This is a genomic window from Streptomyces sp. NPDC006516 (genome assembly GCF_040611875.1).
In the GTDB taxonomy this organism is placed as follows: Bacteria; Actinomycetota; Actinomycetes; order Streptomycetales; family Streptomycetaceae; genus Streptomyces.
Genome location: NZ_JBEXPD010000002.1, coordinates 188,107 through 205,587, shown reverse-complemented (window position 1 = coordinate 205,587; position 17,481 = coordinate 188,107). Strand labels below are relative to the sequence as shown.

Genomic DNA, 17,481 nt, shown 5'->3' with positions numbered 1-17,481 from the left:
GAGGAGTTGTCGACATGCGTGCTGTTGTGGTCAAGGCGTTCGGTGGTCCCGAGGCAGTGGAGCTCGTGGAGACCGCGGTCCCCGAGCCCGGCCCCGGCCAGGTGCGGATCAAGGTGGCGGCGGCTGCCCTGAACCCGGTGGACGCGGCGTACCGCGCGGGAATCCTCGTCCCGCTGCCCGAGGGCGGCGCGCTGGGGCTCGGCTGGGACGTGGCGGGGACCGTGGACGCGGTGGGTGCGGGGGCGCAGTACGCCGTGGGAACCGAGGTCGTCGCGCTGGCGTACGGCCCCGCGCCGGTGAAGGCGCATGCGGACCACGTGGTGGTGGACGGTTCGGCGGTCGCCGCCGCCCCCTCCTCGGTGGACGCCGTCCACGCGGCGACCGTGCCGCTGAACACCCTGACCGCCGCGCAGGCGCTGGACCTGCTGGACCTGGCACCCGGCTCCACGCTGCTGGTCACCGGCGCGGCGGGTGCGGTCGGCGGATACGCGGTGCAGCTCGCCCACCGGGCAGGGATCACGGTCACCGGGGTGGCCGGCGCGGGCGACGAGGATCTCGTGCGGTCCTTCGGGGCGGACCGGTTCGTGGAGCGCGGCGCGACGGCGGGCGGGTTCGACGCCGTGCTGGACGCCGCCGTGATCGGCGCGGACGCGCTGGCCCATGTGAAGGACGGCGGGGACTACATCGGCGTCATCCCGCACGCGGGCCCGCCGAGCGTGCGGGGCATCCGGGTCCAGGTGGTGGAGGTGGCCGCCGACGGCAACCGGCTCGCGGAGCTGGTGAAGCTGGTCGACCAGGGCGTCCTCTCGCCCCGGGTGGCGGACACCTTCCCGCTGGAGCGGGCCGCCGAGGCGCACAGCCGTCTCGCGGAGGGCGGGGTACGGGGGCGGCTCGTCCTCGTACCGTGAAACGGGCAGGTCAGGGCGGTACGGGCCGGACGGCGAGCCTCCGCAAGTGGAGGCTCGCTCCGTCCGCCCGGAAACCGCCGGACGGGCACGGTGATCGTTGTACGGTCGCCCCCGTGACCCACCCGACGCCTTCGACGCCCTCCACGCCCTCGTCGCCCCGGGCGGCATCCGACGACGCCCTGTGCGCCGCACTCACCCGGAGCCTGCGGCGCAGGGGCACCGTCGTGCTGTCGGTGTTCGCGCTCGTCTGGGTCTTCGCCGGGGCGTCCGGCCTGGCGTCCTCGGGCGCCGCCCTGGCCGCCGAGATCATCGCGGTACCGGTCACCGCGGTGGCGATCGTCCTGGCGTACCGCAAGGGCGCCGCGCCTTCGCCCCGCCTGGTCGACCTGCCCGCGAACTGGGCGCGTTCGGTGGGGGTCGTCAACGTCGTCGAGCTCGCGGCCGTCTTCGGGGTGATCGCGGCGTCCAACGCCTCGGGCCACCCCGGGCTGATCCCTCCGGGCATCGCGCTGGTGGTCGGCCTGCACTTCGTCCCGCTCGCGCGGCTCTACGACCAGTGGCAGTACAAGGGGACGGCCGCGCTGATGAGCGCCGTCGCGGTCCTCGGCTTCGCGCTCGTCGCGGCCGGACTGCCGGATGAGAGCGTGCGCGTCGTGGTGGGGCTGGGCTCTGCGGTGACGCTGTGGGCCTCCGCGTACCACGTGGCCGTCAGGGGCTGACGGCCGTTCCGCATGCCCCTCGCCCCCGTCCCCTACCTGTCCGTCGTGCGCGCGAGCGCCTGCTACGACCTCGTCGTCACCACGGTGCGCGGCTGCTGTGGCTGTTCCTCGTCGTCGAGGTCGCCTTCGGGCTGGCTCAGCTGGTGCCGTGGCTCCGCCGGCCCGCCCGGCCTGCGGTCCCTCGGTAGGGTGGACGAGACAGACCGTCGTGAACCGGACCGAGGAGCAGACGTGAGCGAGTCGGCGAACATCGCCCTGCAACAGGAGATCGCCCGGGAACTGGAGGTCGCGGAGACCTTCGACGCCCAGCAGGAGATCGAGCGGCGTGTGGCCTTCCTCGCCGAACGGCTGACCTCCACGGGACTGCGCTCCCTGGTGCTCGGCATCAGCGGCGGCGTCGACTCCACCGCGGCGGGGCGGCTGTGCCAGCTCGCCGTCGAGCGTGCCCGGGACGCGGGCCACGAGGCGCGGTTCTACGCGATGCGGCTCCCCTACGGGGTGCAGGCCGACGAGCACGACGCGCAGCTCGCGATCTCCTTCATCCGGCCCGACCAGGTGCTGACCGTCGACATCAAGCCCGCGACCGACGCCATGCAGAGCTCCCTGCTCACCGGTGACGTGGCCTTCCGCGACCCCCACCACCAGGACTTCGTGCTCGGCAACGTCAAGGCGCGGCAGCGCATGATCGCCCAGTACGCAGTGGCCGGCGCGCACAACGGTCTCGTCGTCGGCACGGACCACGCCGCCGAGGCGGTCTCCGGCTTCTTCACCAAGTTCGGGGACGGCGCCGCCGACCTCGTTCCCCTGACCGGCCTGACCAAGCGCCGGGTGCGTGCCGTGGCCGACGCCCTGGGCGCCCCGGCGGAGCTGGTGTGGAAGGTGCCGACGGCCGACCTGGAGACACTCGACCCGGGCAAGGCGGACGAGCAGGCCCTCGGCGTCACCTACGACACCATCGACGACTTCCTGGAGGGGAAGCCGGTGGACGAGAAGGCCTTCGACACGATCGTCGGCCGCTACCGCCTCACCGACCACAAGCGCCGGCTGCCCCTCGCCCCGTGACGCGCGGGGGCCCGCGACGGCCGGCCGATTCCCCTCGCACCGGGGGGAATCGGCCGGCGCGCGCCATGTCCCGGTCGGTAGCGTGAGCGGCTTCGGTAGCGTGAGCGGCTTTTCACCCGCCTCCACGAACCCGCCTCGACGAACCCGCCTGGACGAACCCGCCTGGACGAACCCGCAGGGAGAACACCGCCGACACCCCGTTCACGTACACCGAGTAGCTTCACGCGCCATCCACAGGAAGGAATCGACGCAGTGGACAGGCTGCCGGACGAGACGTATCCGCCGATCGAGCCGTACGGCCAGGGGATGCTGGACGTCGGCGACGGCAACCGCGTGTACTGGGAGGTCTGCGGCAACCCCGACGGGAAGCCCGCCCTCGTCGTCCACGGCGGCCCGGGTTCGGGCTGCGGGACCCGGGCCCGGCAGTACTTCGACCCTGAGCTGTACCGCGTCGTGCTCTTCGACCAGCGCAACTGCGGACGCTCCACCCCGCACGCGAGCGACCCCTCCACCGACATGCGCCACAACACGACGGCGCACCTGGTCGCCGACATGGAGCTCCTGCGCGAGCACCTCGGCATCGGGCGGTGGCTGCTGTACGGGGGCTCCTGGGGCTCCACGCTGATCCTCGCGTATGCCGAACAGCACCCGGAGCGGGTCTCGGAGATCGTGATCTCCGCCGTGACGACGACCCGGCGCAGCGAGATCGACTGGCTGTACCGGGGCGCCGGGCAGATCTTCCCCGAGGCCTGGGACCTGTTCCGGGCGGGTGCGCCCGAGGCCGAGGGCCCGGAGGACCTCGTCGCCGCGTACGCGCGCCGGACGGAGAGCCCCGACCCGGAGGTACGGGCGAGGGCCACCGCCGACTGGTGCGCCTGGGAGGACGCGGTGCTCTCCATGGAGCAGTACACCGGACCCTCCCCGTACAGCGGCAGGCCCGGCCGCGACCAGCTGGCCTTCGTGCGGATCTGCGCGCACTACTTCGCGCACGCCGCCTGGCTGGAGGAAGGGCAGCTGATCCGCGACGCCGGACGCCTCGCGGGCATCCCCGGCGTCCTGGTGCACGGCCGCTTCGACCTGGGAGGCCCGCTGATCACCGCCTGGGAGCTGGCGAAGGCCTGGCCGGACGCCGAACTGACGGTGATCGACGGTGCGGGGCACCTCGGCGGGCCGGCGACCTCCCGGGCGGTGCTGTCGGCGCTGGACCGGTTCGCGTGGCACGTCTGAGAGCGGTTCGCTCGGTGCGTCCGAGAGCCGCTTGCGCGGCGCGCGTCCGAGATCATGCTTGCTTCGAGCCCGCTCGAAGGAGTTGGCTTGGGCTCCATGAAGTACACGCAGCTCGGACGCACAGGACTCAAGGTCAGCCGCCTCGTACTGGGGACGATGAACTTCGGCCCCCAGACCAACGAGAGCGACAGCCACGCACTCATGGACGCCGCCCTGGACGCGGGCGTCAACTTCTTCGACACGGCGAACGTCTACGGCTGGGGCGAGAACAAGGGCCGTACCGAGGAGATCCTCGGCACCTGGTTCGCGCAGGGCGGAGACCGTCGTGACAAGGTCGTTCTCGCCACCAAGGTCTACGGCAACATGGGCGCCGACGGCGAGGCCTGGCCCAACCACGACAAGCTGTCCGCCCTCAACATCCGCCGGGCCGTCGACGCCAGCCTCAAGCGGCTCCAGACGGACCACATCGACCTGTACCAGTTCCACCACGTCGACCGGGACACCCCGATCGACGAGATCTGGCAGGCCATCGACGTACTGATCCAGCAGGGCAAGATCCTTTACGCGGGATCGTCCAACTTCTCGGGCTACAAGATCGCCCAGGCCAACGAGCGGGCCGCCCGGCGCGGCAGCTACGGGCTCGTCAGCGAGCAGTGCATCTACAACCTGATGGAGCGCGGCGCCGAGATGGAGGTGATCCCGGCGGCCCAGGAGTACGGCCTCGGTGTCATCCCGTGGTCGCCCCTGCACGGTGGGCTGCTCGGCGGCGCGATCCGCAAGGAGCGTGAGGGCAGCGGCGCCCGGTCCACCTCCGGCCGCTCCGGCGACGCACTGGCCGACCCGAAGGTGCGGGCGCAGATCCAGGCGTACGAGGACCTGCTGGAGAAGCACGGCCTGGAGCCCGGCGAGGCAGGTCTCGCCTGGCTGCTGACCCGGCCCGGCGTCACCGGCCCGATCTCCGGTCCGCGCACGCGCGAGCAGCTCGACTCGGCTCTGCGCGCGGTGGAGCTGGAGCTGTCGGACGAGGTGCTGTCGGCACTGGACGAGATCTTCCCGGGCCCCGGCCCGTCGCCGGAGAACTTCGCCTGGTGACGGCCGGGCGTACGGCTTCCGCTCTCGGGGCTCAGCCTCCGAGGGCGGAAGCCGCCGCCACGACGACGAACATCAACACGAGCACGGCCGCCATGATGCGGTTTCTGGTCTTCGGGTCCACCCGACGAGCGTAACCGCCCCGCTCATCTCCCCAGCGGCCAGGCCCGCACCACCTCGTATCCCGGCTGCTGCCCCGGCACCCCGTCCACGGGCAGGTCGCTGCGTACGAGACTGAGCTCCCCGGCTTCCCAGTGACGGCCCTCGAAGCCCTCCAGCGCCGCCGCGTACGGGGTCAGGTCGGTCGGGACCCGGCTGCGGGCGAGGGTGAGGTGCGGGGTGTAGCGGCGGTGTTCCTCCATCGCCACCCCGGACCTGCGGGCGGCGGCGTGCGCGCGTTCCGCGAGCAGCCGCAGCGTGTCGAGGCCCCCCGCCGCCCCCGCCCAGAGCGCCCGCCCGTCGAACCTGCCGCCGCCGTGGACGCGCAGCGGGAAGGGTTCGGTCCGGTGCGCGGCGCGCTCCAGCCGGGAGTACAGCTCCGGCAGCAGCTCCTCGTCGACGCTCCCGAGGAAGGCCAGCGTGTAGTGCCAGCCGGCCCGCGCGGTCCAGCGGAGGTTCACGGCCCCCGGCAGCCGGTGCAGCGGAGCGACCGCCCGGGCCAGCTCGTCGGCGGCGGGCTCCGGCGGCAGGACGGCGGCGAAGAGTCTCTGGCTGCTCATGCGGCGAGTGTCCCAGCGTCCCCGCGTGTCCGGGGGGCCGGGCCTATCGTTGTACTACGCGGCTGCCCGCGCCCGTGCGGCAGCGGGGAGGAGCGGCACGATGACCGTCGTCGACGACAGGATCGAGATGGCCGACACCAGCGACGAGCGCACCTTGGACATGATGTTCGAGTGGCTTGAGCCCACCCCCGAGGGATTCAAGGTCGAGATCGTCGAGGGGAACGTCTACATGTCGCCGCAACGGGGCACTCACTGGCAGATCATTCTCGACCTCGTCGAGCAGTTGCGCGCCGGGTACCCCCGCAAGCGGCTGATGTCGGACGTCAGGATCGACTTCCCGGGCCGGCTCAACGGCTTCGCCTCGGATGTGGTGGCTCTCGCCGACGGCGCCGCGCCGGACGCCAAGGGCCACTGGCGCTACCAGGACATCGAGTTCGTCGCCGAGGTCATCTCCAAGGACACCGCCGCCAACGACTACGGCTCCAAGAAGTCCACCTACGCCACCGCGGGCGTACCGGCGTACCTCATCGTCGATCCGTACACGGGGACGTGGCACCTGCACACGATCCCCAAGGACGACGAGTACCGCAGCGTGCTCAGCCTGGACTTCGGCACTCCGGTCGACCTCACCGGGACCGTGGTCGGCCTCACCCTGGAGACCTCCGACTTCCCCCGGGACTGAACATGCGGCTGCCCTCCTCCCCGGCCGGGGAGGAGGGCAGCCGCATGTTCACCGGCGCTCAGGCCGCCGTCGCCAGCTGCTCGCGCGGAACTATTCGCACGTGCGGGCGACCCGGCCGCAGGTCGACCTTCAGGCGCAGGCCGCCGACGCGGGTCAGCATGAAGCCGACACCGAGCGCGGCCACCATCGAGATGGCACCGCCGGCCGCCATGCCGGTCCTGGCACCGTAGACGTCGCTGATCCAGCCGACGATCGGTGCGCCCACCGGCGTACCCCCGGCGAAGACCATCATGTAGAGGCTCATCACCCGGCCCCGCATCTCCGGGTCCGAGGCCATCTGGACACTCGTGTTGGCGCTGATGTTGGTCGTCAGGCCGATCATGCCGATCGGGACGAGCAGCAGCGAGAAGAGCCAGACGGACGGGGACAGCGACGCGGCGATCTCCAGGACACCGAACAGCGTGCCCGCGGCCACCAGCATCCGCAGCCGTGAGGAACGGCGGCGGGCGGCGAGCAGGGCTCCGGCCAGGGAGCCGGCCGCCATGAGGATGTTGAAGAACGAGTACATCCCGGCGCCGCCGTGGTAGATCTCGTCCGCGAAGGCGGTCAGCCAGATCGGGAAGTTGAATCCGAAGGTGCCGACGAAGCCGACCAGGACGATCGGCCAGATCAGCTCGGGTCTGCCCGACACGTACCGCAGCCCTTCGCGCAACTGGCCCTTGGCGCGCTTCACGGTGACGGACGCGTGGAGCTCGTCCGTACGCATCATGAGCAGGCCCACCAGCGGGGCGATGAACGACAGCCCGTTGAGCATGAAGGCCCAGCCGCTGCCGACCGTCGTGATCAGGACACCCGCGACGGCGGGGCCGATGAGCCGGGCGGACTGGAAGTTGGCGGAGTTCAGGCTGACCGCGTTACGCAGCTGCGCGGGGCCGACCATCTCGGAGACGAACGACTGGCGCGCCGGGTTGTCGACGACGGTGACCATGCCGAGCAGGAACGCGATCAGGTAGACGTGCCAGACCTCGACGACGCCGGAGAGGGTCAGGGCGGCGAGCGCGATGCCGCACAGGCCGAGCGCTGCCTGGCTGATGAGCAGCAGACGCCGCTTCGGAAGCCGGTCGGCGATGACGCCGCCGTACAGGCCGAAGAGCAGCATGGGGAGGAACTGGAGGGCCGTGGTGATACCGACGGCGGCGGCGGACCCGGTGAGGCTCAGGACGAGCCAGTCCTGCGTGATGCGGGACATCCAGGTACCGGTGTTGGAGATCACGGCGCCCGTGGCGAACAGGCGGTAGTTACGGATCTTCAGCGACGAGAAGGTCCCGCCGGTCTTGCTCTCGTGGGTGGAAGTCGGTGCGGGGGCGGAGTCTGCTCCGGATCCCGTACTCAAAAGGGTTCGCCTCCTCTGGCGTACACGACGTTCGGACTGACGGGGACGTGACTACGGGCGCCGCGAACCGTGGTTCGGCGGGCGCCCGCGGGGTCAGAGGTGGGCGAGCTTCTCCAGCACGGGCGCGGCGGCCCGCAGCTTCTCCCACTCGTCCTCGTCCAGGCCCTCGGCGAGGTTGGCCAGCCAGGCGTTCCGCTTGGAGCGGGACTCGGCGAGCATGGCTTCCGCCTGCTCGGTCCGGCTGACCCTCTTCTGCCGACGGTCATCGGGGTGCGGTTCCAGTCTGACCAGCCCCTTCGCTTCCAGCAGCGCGACGATGCGGGTCATCGACGGAGGCTGCACGTGCTCCTTGCGGGCCAGCTCACCGGGAGTGGCCGAGCCGCAACGGGCGAGAGTCCCGAGCACCGACATCTCGGTGGGGCTCAGCGACTCGTCGACGCGCTGGTGCTTCAGCCGCCGGCCCAGGAGCATCACGGCGGAGCGGAGGGAGCTCACGGCGGCGGCACTGTCACCGTCGTGGATCAGGTCAGGCATGTTCCTTAGCGTAACTCATTAGCTATGCTAAATACCACTCGATGGTACACGCGCGAGAAACTGATCACCCGAACGAGTGAGTATGGGGCGGAAAGAGCCACAGGAAGGCCGTGTGTGCCGCGACCCTGCTTGGCATGGGATCGACAGTGCTCAGCCTGCGCATAGACGGTGAGCTGCTCGACCGGCTCCGCCGGCACGCCGCCAGACGCGGCATGACCGTCCAGGACTACGTGGTCCGGACGCTCGTCCGCGACGATTTCGACGAGCGTTTCCACGCCGCCGTCGACGAGACGGAAAAGTTCTACGGGGCGGACCCCCGTCACGCGGACCCGGCCGACCGGGTCACATGACGGGGATCCGCCCCGTAGGGGTGCGGGCTCCGCGCGTACGCGTACGCGCTTACGTGAGGCCGAGCGCCGGCATCGCGTAGTAGAAGACGAAGACCGCGGACACCACGTACATGGCCACGGGGACCTCCTTGCCCCGGCCGGCCACCAGGCGCATCAGGCTGAAGGCGATGCAGCCGATGCCGATGCCGTTGGTGATCGAGTACGTGAGCGGCATCATCAGCATCGCGAGGAAGGCCGGGACGGCGAGCGTGTAGTCGCTCCAGTCCACGTCCCGCACGTTGCCCGCGAGGATCAGGAAACCGACCGCGATCAGGGCCGGGGTGGCCGCCTGCGAGGGGACCATGGTCGCCAGCGGCGTCAGGAACAGCGCCACCGTGAAGAGCAGCCCGCTCACCACGCTCGCAAGCCCCGTACGGGCGCCCTCACCGACGCCCGCGGTGGACTCCACGAAGCAGGTCGAGGCGGATGAGGAGCTGGCGCCACCCGCGGCGACGGCGACACCGTCGATGAGCAGGACCTTGTTGATGCCCGGGAAGTTGCCGTCCTTGTCCATCAGCTTGGCCTCGTCGCCGACGCCGAGGATGGTGCCCATCGCGTCGAAGAAGCAGGACAGCAGCACGGTGAACACGAAGAGGATGCCGGTCAGGTAGCCGACCTTGCCGAAGCCGCCGAAGAGGCTGACCTCACCGATCAGCCCGAAGTCGGGCGAGGAGACGGGGTTGCCCGGCCACTCCGGGACGGTCAGGCCCCAGGCACCGGCGGGCAGGTCCGCGATCGCGTCGATGGCCACCGCGACGATCGTCATGGCGACGATGGAGAGCAGGATCGCACCCGGCACCTTGCGGACGATCAGCCCGAGGGTCAGCAGCGTGCCCAGGATGAAGACCAGGACGGGCCAGCCGTTGAGGTGGCCGTCGCTGCCGAGCTGGAGCGGCACGGTGGTGTGCGCGGCGTCGGGGATGCGCGAGACGAAGCCGGAGTCGACCAGGCCGACCAGCAGCACGAAGAGACCGATGCCCATCGCGATGCCCTTGCGGAGCGAGCGCGGCACGGCGTTCATCACGCGCTCACGCAGCCCGGTCGCGACCAGCAGCATGACGACGATGCCCGCGAGGACCACCATGCCCATCGCGTCCGCCCAGCTCATCCGGGGGGCGAGCTGGAGGGCGACGACGGTGTTGACGCCGAGACCGGCGGCGAGCGCGATCGGCACGTTGCCGATGACGCCCATCAGGAGCGTGGAGAACGCCGCCGTGAGCACCGTGGCCGTGACGAGCTGCCCGCCGTCGAGCTGGTGCCCGTACATGTCCTTGGCGCTGCCGAGGATGATCGGATTCAGCACGATGATGTACGCCATCGCGAAGAACGTGGCGAACCCGCCGCGGACCTCCCGGGCGACCGTCGACCCCCGCTCGGAGATCTTGAAGTAGCGATCGAGGAATCCGTGCGGCGGCTGCGGCATCGGAGGCTGATCGACCGTGGCGGTGGCCGAGGAGGACATGTATGACCTTCAGTCGTGCATCGGGGGATGAAACCAGACAGACTTTGGATGTTCACACGAATAAATCGAGTCACCCATAAGCAGATTCAGTATGAATACATAAGTGGAAGATCGCTATCTCCGCGCGTAGACCCTTGCGCCGACTGGCCCGCACCACCCCCGGCTAGACTGGCCGCATGGAGAAGTGGACACCGAAGCACGAGGCACCCGAGCCCCTGGAGGGTCCCGTCGTCGCCACCATCACCGGCGGCACGATCCTCTGGTTCGTCCTCTTCCTCGTGCAGGTGCCCTTCTACGGCTGGTTCGACGACCGCGGCCACGCCTGGTGGATCTGGGCCTGCCTGGCCGGAGCCGGACTGGGCCTGATCGGCATCTGGTACGTCCGGGGGCGCGACGCCGCGATCAAGCGGGCCGCGGCACAGGCCGCCGCCGAGGACGCGGGCGCGGCGGCTCCGGGCGCGCGTTCCTGACGTACGACTCCGGTACCGTCCCCGTCCTCCCCCGGTCGGAACTTCCGGCCTCCGGCGGGTGAATCGTCCCTTCCGCCCGTACGGTCGGAACCATGACGCAGCGGGCACTCGACTCCTTCGGCGAGCAGCCGGACCCCCTCCGGCCCCCTCCCCCGCCCGCGCCACCGGGCGGGCTGAGCACCTCCGAGGTGGCCGAACGGGTCGCGCGGGGGGAGATCAACGACGTACCGGTCCGCTCGTCCCGCTCCGTCACCGAGATCATCCGGGCGAACGTCCTCACCCGGTTCAACCTGATCATCGGCGTGCTCTGGGCGATCATGCTGTTCGTCGCGCCGATCCAGGACAGCCTGTTCGGCTTCGTGATCGTCGCCAACACCGGGATCGGCATCGTCCAGGAGTGGCGCGCGAAGAAGACCCTGGACAGCCTCGCGGTGATCGGCGAGGCGAAACCCACGGTGCGGCGCGACGGGGTCTCCGCCGAGGTATCCGTCTCCGAGATCGTCCTCGGTGACCTGATCGAGCTGGGCCCCGGGGACAAGGCGGTCGTCGACGGCACGGTCTCCGAGGCCGACAACCTGGAGATCGACGAGTCGCTCCTGACCGGCGAGGCAGATCCCGTCGTCAAGCGGCCCGGCGACCCCGTGATGTCCGGCAGCTTCGTCGTCGCCGGCGGCGGCGCCTTCACCGCCACCAAGGTCGGGCGCGAGGCGTACGCCGCCCAGCTCGCAGAGGAGGCGTCCCGCTTCACCCTCGTCCAGTCCGAGCTGCGCAGCGGCATCAGCACGATCCTGAAGTACGTGACCTGGATGATGGTGCCGACGGCGATCGGGCTCATCATCAGCCAGCTGGTCGTGAAGGACAACAACTTCAAGGACTCGGTCGCCCGGACCGTCGGGGGCATCGTCCCGATGATCCCCGAGGGCCTGGTGCTGCTCACCTCGGTCGCCTTCGCGATCGGCGTCATCCGGCTCGGCCGCAAGCAGTGCCTGGTACAGGAGCTGCCCGCCATCGAGGGCCTGGCCCGGGTGGACGTCGTCTGCCTGGACAAGACGGGCACCCTCACCGAGGGCGGGATGGACGTCACCGAGGTCCGCCCGCTGAACGGCTCCGACGAGGGTTACGTCCGGCGTGTCCTGGGTGCGCTCGGCGCCTCCGACCCACGGCCCAACGCCAGCCTCCAGGCCATCATCGACGCCCACCCGGACGGCGAGGGCTGGACCGTCACGCAGACGCTGCCGTTCTCCTCTGCCCGCAAGTACAGCGGCGCCGCCTTCACCGAGGGCGACGGCCGCTCCTCCGCGTGGCTGCTGGGCGCCCCCGACGTGCTGCTGGCCTCCGACCACCCGGCCCTCGCCGAGACCGGTCAGCTCAACGAGCAGGGGCTGCGGGTGCTGCTCCTGGCCCGGGCGAGGGACGCGCTGGACGCCCCGGACGCCGCCTCCGGCGCCGAGCCCACCGCGCTCGTGGTCCTGGAGCAGCGGCTGCGGCCGGATGCCGGGGAGACGCTGGCCTACTTCGGCGACCAGAACGTCGCCGCGAAGGTCATCTCGGGCGACAACGCCGTCTCGGTCGGCGCGGTGGCCCAGAAGCTGGGGATGCCGGGCGCGGAACACGCGCTGGACGCCCGCCGGCTGCCCTCGGACCGCGACGACATGGCTTCGCAGATCGAGCGGAACGCGGTGTTCGGCCGGGTCACCCCGCAGCAGAAGCGGGACATGGTCGCGGCACTCCAGTCACGAGGGCACACGGTCGCGATGACCGGCGACGGCGTCAACGACGTGCTCGCGCTGAAGGACGCCGACATCGGGGTGTCGATGGGCTCGGGCTCGGAGGCGACCCGCGCGGTGGCGCAGATCGTGCTGCTGGACAACAGCTTCGCGACACTGCCCTCGGTCGTCGCCGAGGGCCGCCGGGTCATCGGCAACATCACCCGGGTCGCCACCCTGTTCCTGACCAAGACCGTCTACTCGGTGCTGCTGGCGATCCTGGTGGTGTGCTTCCAGGTGGAGTACCCGTTCCTGCCGCGCCACCTCACGCTGCTGTCCACGCTGACGATCGGTGTCCCGGCGTTCTTCCTGGCGCTCGCCCCCAACAAGGAGCGGGCCCAGCCGCACTTCGTACGCCGTGTCATGCGCTACGCGATCCCGTCCGGGGTCATCGCGGCGGCGGCCACCTTCACGACGTATCTGGTGGCCCGCCACCACTACGCCGGTACGGGGGCCCTGGACGCGGAGACCAGCGCGGCGACCCTCACGCTTTTCCTGGTCTCCATGTGGGTCCTGGCGATCATCGCCCGGCCGTACACGTGGTGGCGGATCGCCCTGGTGGCGGCGATGGGCCTGTGCTTCCTGGTCGTCCTCGCGGTGCCCTGGCTCCAGGACTTCTTCGCGCTGAAGCTGGTGGGCTCGGTGATGCCGTGGGCGGCGGTGGGGATCGCGGTGGTCGCGGCGGCCGTCCTGGAACTGACCTGGCGTGCGGTCGGCCGCCGCTTCCGTTCGTGAATCCCCCGTGCCGGAACGGCTACTTCACGTCGACGAAGTCACCCGCGGTCGTGACGGCCGGGGTGGTCGACGTACCGGCGAAGCTGTAGCGCCAGTAGCCGTCCACCGAGGCCTTGACCGTGGTCTTCAGCGCACCGGTGCTGTTCGAGTTGATGGTCTTGGCGGTGGTGTAGGTGCTGCTGGTCTTCTTGCGGAACTGCAGCTTGACGGGCTGCACGGTGTAGCCCTTGTAGGTGCCGGTCTCCCAGTTGGCCCGCGACAGCTTGCCGGTGGCCGTGATGGTCCCGCCCTTCTTGACGGGCTCCGGGGCGGCGTTGACGGTCAGCTTGGAGAGGCGCTGGACGCGAGCGGTGGTCTGGTAGTCGTTCCACGCGAAGTCGCTCCCGTCGCCGGCGAGCGCGCCCGCGGTGACGTGCCAGGTGCCGGCCAGCGCGTTCTTGTACAGGTCGTAGCCGGGGAGGATCGTGATCGTCATCTTGCAGGTCGCGGTCGTGGCGCTGGAGTCCGTGCAGGTGGCCGCCTCCTCGTTCGGGATCAGCACCCCGTCGAGCTCGGATGCCGTGCCGTGCCACAGGTCGATGTAGCCGTCGGCGATGCCGGACGGGTGCGAGGCCGTGACGGAGACGGTGATCTTCTTCGCGGCGGTGGTGCCGACCACGATGTCCTTGCCGCCGTTGATGACGACCTTGGAGATCACGGGGGTCGTCGCCGCCGCGCGCGCGGACGGGCGGGGGGCCTTGACCCCGGTGCCGAAGGCCTCGGCGGCGGTGGGCTTGTCCAGGTTCGGAACCACCTGGTCACCCGCCTGCGCTGCCGGTACGGCAAGGGCGGACAGGGCCAGGGCGCCGGAAACAGCGGCGACTGTGGCACGAATACGCATGAGGTCCCCTGTGGAGCAGGGGACCTGCCGGGGTGTGTTCCTCCCGGCAGGTCCCGTCTGGTCGTCGAGTCTGATGACTCGCACGTTCAGACGGTGTTCGCATGTGAATGGTTGTGCCCCTGGGGCGATCTTTCTGTGAAGATCACACGACTCAGTCGAACCAGCGGTCCCGGGCCAGTTCCTCGGTGCGGGACGGGTCCTCCAGGAGGGCCGCCACCTCGAAGCGGCGCGGCCACTGACCGGCCGCCCAGGCGAGACCGGCCGCGACGCCCTCCACGGTGGACGCGTGGACCACACCATCCGGGGTGCGGCGCCAGTCCAGCTCGACACCTCCCGCGCGCAGCTCCTCGTGCTCGACATAGCTGTCGGGCGTCCCGACCCCGAGCAGGATGCGCACGGACTCCGGCACCTCGTGCTCCTCGCCCGCCGTCGTCACCCCGGCCTCGACGCTCTCGCCGAGCCGCCGCACCTGGAACAGCTCCGCCAGCTCGGCCGCGCGCGCCGGGGCCACCGGAAGCAGCGGGAGCCCGCCGGTCAGCGGCAGCAGGTCGGGGGCGTCGGCGATCACGGCGTCGGCCGCGTCGACCACCCGCACCTCGTCGTCCACGACGGCCCGCAACTCGTCCGGCAGCGTGACCTGTTCGGGGTCGAGCTCGGCGAGCGCCGTGTAGAGGGAGTGCAGCTGTACGGGCCCGACGGGACGCTCCTCGTCCGCGAGCCGGGCCAGCAGCTCGGCCGCGCCGCCCGGCTCGTCCAGGAGTGCCGCCACCGAGGTCCGCACGCCGAGCGCGCGCAGCACCTGCGCGTCGTCGAAGCCCGTCGCGTCGGCCGGGTCGTACAGCCCCGCCAGGCGCGGGTCGCCGCCCGCCGCGCGCAGACCGGCCGGGCGGCGGCCGTCCAGGACGGGGTGGTCGCGCAGCCACCAGGCGGTGTACGGGCGCACCGACTGCGTGGTGCCGTCCGGCAGCAGCACCCGCACCGGCTGGGTCAGCGCGTCGCGCAGCGGGGGGCGGGCGAGCATCGCGAGGGCCTGCGGCCACGCCTCGTCGTCGACGAGGTCCAGATCGCGTACGGCGACGAGCTCCGTGGCGACCGGCGGCACCGGGGTGTCGGGGAGCTGGTCGAGGATGTCCTCGCACCACACGTCGACGGCGTCGAGCAGCCCGGCGTCGTCCGGTTCGGCGAAGTCGCTGTCCTGCGGCTCCAGTTCGTCGGGATCCAGGACGACGTCCGTGGCGCGCACGAGGGCGAAGGTAGCCAGCACCCCGCAGGCCGTCAGGGGCTGTTCGCCCCAGCGCTCGGCCAGTTCCGCGTCGCACAGGGCGAGTTCACCCTCGCGCATCACCTGGGCGAACGGGCTTCCCGGCAGCACGAGTTCGCCGGCGGGCGCGGCCTCGCCGTCCTCGTCGGGCAGGGCGAGGGCACCCAGCCAGGGCTCGTCGCCCGGCTCCAGGTCCGCGTCCCGCACGAGCGTCAGGACGGTGTCGGCGAGCTCGTCACCGTCCAGCCCGTCCTCGTCCCAGATCTCGCCCGCGTCCAGCGAACCGGCGACGGCGGCCCGCACCTGCGGGGTCGTCAGGACCGCGCGCGGAGTCGCGGGCAGGGCGCCCAGCTTCTCCAGCAGCGGATGGGCGGCGTCGGGGTGGGCGACCTTCAGTCCCAGCCGGGCCAGGCGCGCGAGCACCGGAGCCGTCAGCGCGTCCGGCATCGGCAGGAGGACCTGGCGGGGGCCGATGGTGGTGCGGGGCGGCGCGTCCGCCGGCCCCGCGAGGGGCACGGGCAGGCCGGAGAGCCGGTCGGGGTCGACGCCGGCCAGGCTGTCGTACAGCCGGTGCCACCAGTCCGGGTCGCGCTCCAGGCCGGCCAGCCGGTCGATGGCCTCGGTCAGCGGGACACGGGCGACGCCGAGCGTGCGCAGTTCGGCACGGCGCTCCAGTCCCGCGGGCAGCAGACAGGGCAGGACCTCGGCGAGGACCCGCACGGTTTCCGCGCCCGCGCCCTCGACCACCTCGGCCTCGACGGGACGCAGCGCGGTCGTGCCGTGCCCGGAGGTGGCGGGGTCGTCCCACTCGTCCCACTCACCCGTGGTCTCGGCGGGGTCCCTGGGGGCGGCGGGCTCCAGGAACGCCACCCGTGGCAGCCGCTCCAGGATCGCGGCGCGCAGCGCGCCGTCGAGCCGTCCCTTGCCCAGCACGCCGGGCACCAGGCCGATCGTGGCCACGGAGACGGGCTCCCACTCCGCGAGCAGTCCGGCGTACGCCTCGGCCGCCCGCTCCACCAGGAAGTCGGTCAGCGGACCCGGTGCGGGGTGCCGGCGGGTGGTGTCCAGCGGCAGCGAGGCGATCAGCAGCGCGGGGACGCCCAGCGGCTCGTCGGTGGGGGTCGGCGCGTGCACGACGGGTGCCGTACGCGGCTGCTGGGGCGCTCCGGCCTCGTCCACCGGCACGGCCCAGGTGACCGACCAGTGGGGACGCAGCCGCTCCTCCACGGGCCTGTCCGCCAGGAGTCCGGGCTCGACGGGGCCGTCGGCCGCGGCGGTGCGCCAGCGGTGGAGGCCGTGCGCCGAGTCGTCGATGTGCGTGTACGGACCGTGCTGCGAGCGGGTCAACGTCCTTACGCCGCCCGGGGTTTCGATCACGACCTCGTCGAGCCCGGACAGCGTGAGCAGCAGCGCGTCGTCCACCCCGTCGAGCAGCCTGCCGACGAGATCCTCGGCGACGCCGTCGCGGAGAGGCAGGACGACGACCGTGTCGTAGCCGTCGGGTGCGGTGCCCTCGGCCGGCAGCGGAAGCCTCAGCAGCGGTACGTGACCGTCGCGGCGGCGCAGCTCGTCACCGAGACCGGGGCTGCCGACGGCCGCCTGCCGCGCGAGGTCACGGGCCTCGGCGAGGGACCAGCGGACTCCTCCGTGACGGCCGATGACGGCGGGCTCGTCGCTGACGGCCAGCACGGCGGCGAAGCCGACGCCGAAGCGGCCGACGGACGACTCGTGGCCCTCACGCTTGGCGGAGGCCCGCAGCGTGCTCAGCGATTCGACACCCGTCGCGTCGAGCGGGGCCCCGGTGTTGGCGGCGGCGAGCACCGCCGGGCCGCCGGAGTCCGCGTGCAGGGTGAGGCGGAGGCGTCCCGGGACACCGGCCCGCGCGGCGGCGTCGGCCGCGTTCTGCGCCAGCTCGACGACGAGGCGGTCACGGTAGCCGCCCAGGACCAGGTCCTCCTCGGCGTTGGCGTCCTCGCGGAAGCGTGCGGGACCCGCGCCCCAGGCGTCGAGCACGCCGCGCCGCAGTCGCGCCGTCCCGAACGGATCGGCCCCCTCGGTCGCATTCATGCCCACGCTCGTACTCCGCTCTTCCGGTGACCCGTGACGCCCAGTGTGCGCCCGAAGGTACCGCGAGCGGAAAGCCGCCGTTTGCCGCCCCTGGTCAGCCCGGGAAGCGGCCCCCGCC

General features: G+C 71.6%; 15 protein-coding genes. 9 read left to right on the top strand and 6 right to left on the bottom strand.

Features of this window, described 5'->3' with window-relative positions; genetic code table 11:
- The first annotated feature begins 14 nt into the window (after positions 1-14).
- The 5 genes from ABZY45_RS07020 (at position 15) to ABZY45_RS07000 (ending at position 5,008) form a co-directional block, all read left to right on the top strand.
- Positions 15-908 (top strand): NADP-dependent oxidoreductase, encoded by an 894-nt coding sequence (locus tag ABZY45_RS07020; RefSeq protein ID WP_356736985.1) that lies wholly within the window; start codon positions 15-17, stop codon positions 906-908.
- Positions 909-1,021: 113 nt separating this feature from the next.
- Entirely contained in the window at positions 1,022-1,627 is a 606-nt protein-coding gene (locus tag ABZY45_RS07015; protein WP_356736983.1) for a hypothetical protein, read from the top strand.
- Between the two features lie 231 nt (positions 1,628-1,858).
- Entirely contained in the window at positions 1,859-2,689 is an 831-nt protein-coding gene (gene nadE, locus ABZY45_RS07010; protein ID WP_356736981.1) for an ammonia-dependent NAD(+) synthetase, read from the top strand.
- A gap of 252 nt (positions 2,690-2,941) precedes the next feature.
- Positions 2,942-3,916: a prolyl aminopeptidase gene (pip, locus tag ABZY45_RS07005; protein WP_356736979.1), complete on the top strand. Its 975-nt coding sequence runs from the start codon at positions 2,942-2,944 to the stop codon at positions 3,914-3,916.
- Between the two features lie 96 nt (positions 3,917-4,012).
- The gene (locus ABZY45_RS07000) at positions 4,013-5,008 is read left to right on the top strand and encodes an aldo/keto reductase (protein ID WP_356736977.1); all 996 of its coding nucleotides are present in this window, start codon (positions 4,013-4,015) and stop codon (positions 5,006-5,008) included.
- 143 nt (positions 5,009-5,151) lie between these two features.
- On the opposite strand, the gene thpR is transcribed toward ABZY45_RS07000, so the two are convergent.
- On the bottom strand, positions 5,152-5,724 hold the full coding sequence (gene thpR, locus ABZY45_RS06995; protein WP_356736975.1) for an RNA 2',3'-cyclic phosphodiesterase: 573 nt from the start codon (positions 5,722-5,724) through the stop codon (positions 5,152-5,154).
- A gap of 100 nt (positions 5,725-5,824) precedes the next feature.
- Here thpR and ABZY45_RS06990 point away from each other — a divergent pair, with 100 nt between their 5' ends.
- Positions 5,825-6,406, top strand: coding sequence for a Uma2 family endonuclease (locus tag ABZY45_RS06990; protein ID WP_356736973.1), 582 nt, complete (start codon positions 5,825-5,827; stop codon positions 6,404-6,406).
- Between the two features lie 58 nt (positions 6,407-6,464).
- Here the strand turns inward: ABZY45_RS06990 and ABZY45_RS06985 are convergent, their stop codons facing one another.
- Together ABZY45_RS06985 and ABZY45_RS06980 are read right to left on the bottom strand one after the other, a co-directional pair.
- Complete coding sequence (locus ABZY45_RS06985; protein ID WP_356736971.1) at positions 6,465-7,799, bottom strand: MFS transporter; 1,335 nt, start codon at positions 7,797-7,799, stop codon at positions 6,465-6,467.
- A 93-nt stretch (positions 7,800-7,892) separates the two neighbouring features.
- Positions 7,893-8,333, bottom strand: coding sequence for a MarR family transcriptional regulator (locus tag ABZY45_RS06980; protein WP_356736969.1), 441 nt, complete (start codon positions 8,331-8,333; stop codon positions 7,893-7,895).
- A gap of 134 nt (positions 8,334-8,467) precedes the next feature.
- Between ABZY45_RS06980 and ABZY45_RS06975 the strand changes: the two genes are divergently transcribed.
- A complete protein-coding gene (locus tag ABZY45_RS06975; protein WP_356736967.1) occupies positions 8,468-8,683 on the top strand; it encodes a hypothetical protein in 216 nt (71 codons plus the stop codon).
- A gap of 49 nt (positions 8,684-8,732) precedes the next feature.
- Here ABZY45_RS06975 and ABZY45_RS06970 read toward each other — a convergent pair whose 3' ends face one another.
- Positions 8,733-10,184, bottom strand: coding sequence for an NCS2 family permease (locus ABZY45_RS06970; protein ID WP_356736965.1), 1,452 nt, complete (start codon positions 10,182-10,184; stop codon positions 8,733-8,735).
- 176 nt (positions 10,185-10,360) lie between these two features.
- Here ABZY45_RS06970 and ABZY45_RS06965 point away from each other — a divergent pair, with 176 nt between their 5' ends.
- The gene (locus ABZY45_RS06965) at positions 10,361-10,654 is read left to right on the top strand and encodes a DUF2530 domain-containing protein (protein WP_356736963.1); all 294 of its coding nucleotides are present in this window, start codon (positions 10,361-10,363) and stop codon (positions 10,652-10,654) included.
- Positions 10,655-10,746: 92 nt separating this feature from the next.
- Positions 10,747-13,155 (top strand): HAD-IC family P-type ATPase, encoded by a 2,409-nt coding sequence (locus ABZY45_RS06960; RefSeq protein ID WP_356736961.1) that lies wholly within the window; start codon positions 10,747-10,749, stop codon positions 13,153-13,155.
- 19 nt (positions 13,156-13,174) lie between these two features.
- Here ABZY45_RS06960 and ABZY45_RS06955 read toward each other — a convergent pair whose 3' ends face one another.
- Together ABZY45_RS06955 and ABZY45_RS06950 are read right to left on the bottom strand one after the other, a co-directional pair.
- Entirely contained in the window at positions 13,175-14,035 is an 861-nt protein-coding gene (locus tag ABZY45_RS06955; RefSeq protein WP_356736959.1) for a calcium-binding protein, read from the bottom strand.
- Positions 14,036-14,186: 151 nt separating this feature from the next.
- Positions 14,187-17,363 carry a molecular chaperone Hsp90 gene (locus tag ABZY45_RS06950; RefSeq protein ID WP_356736957.1) on the bottom strand — a complete coding sequence of 1,059 codons (3,177 nt, stop codon included), beginning with the start codon at positions 17,361-17,363 and terminating at the stop codon, positions 14,187-14,189.
- Positions 17,364-17,481 lie beyond the last annotated feature (118 nt).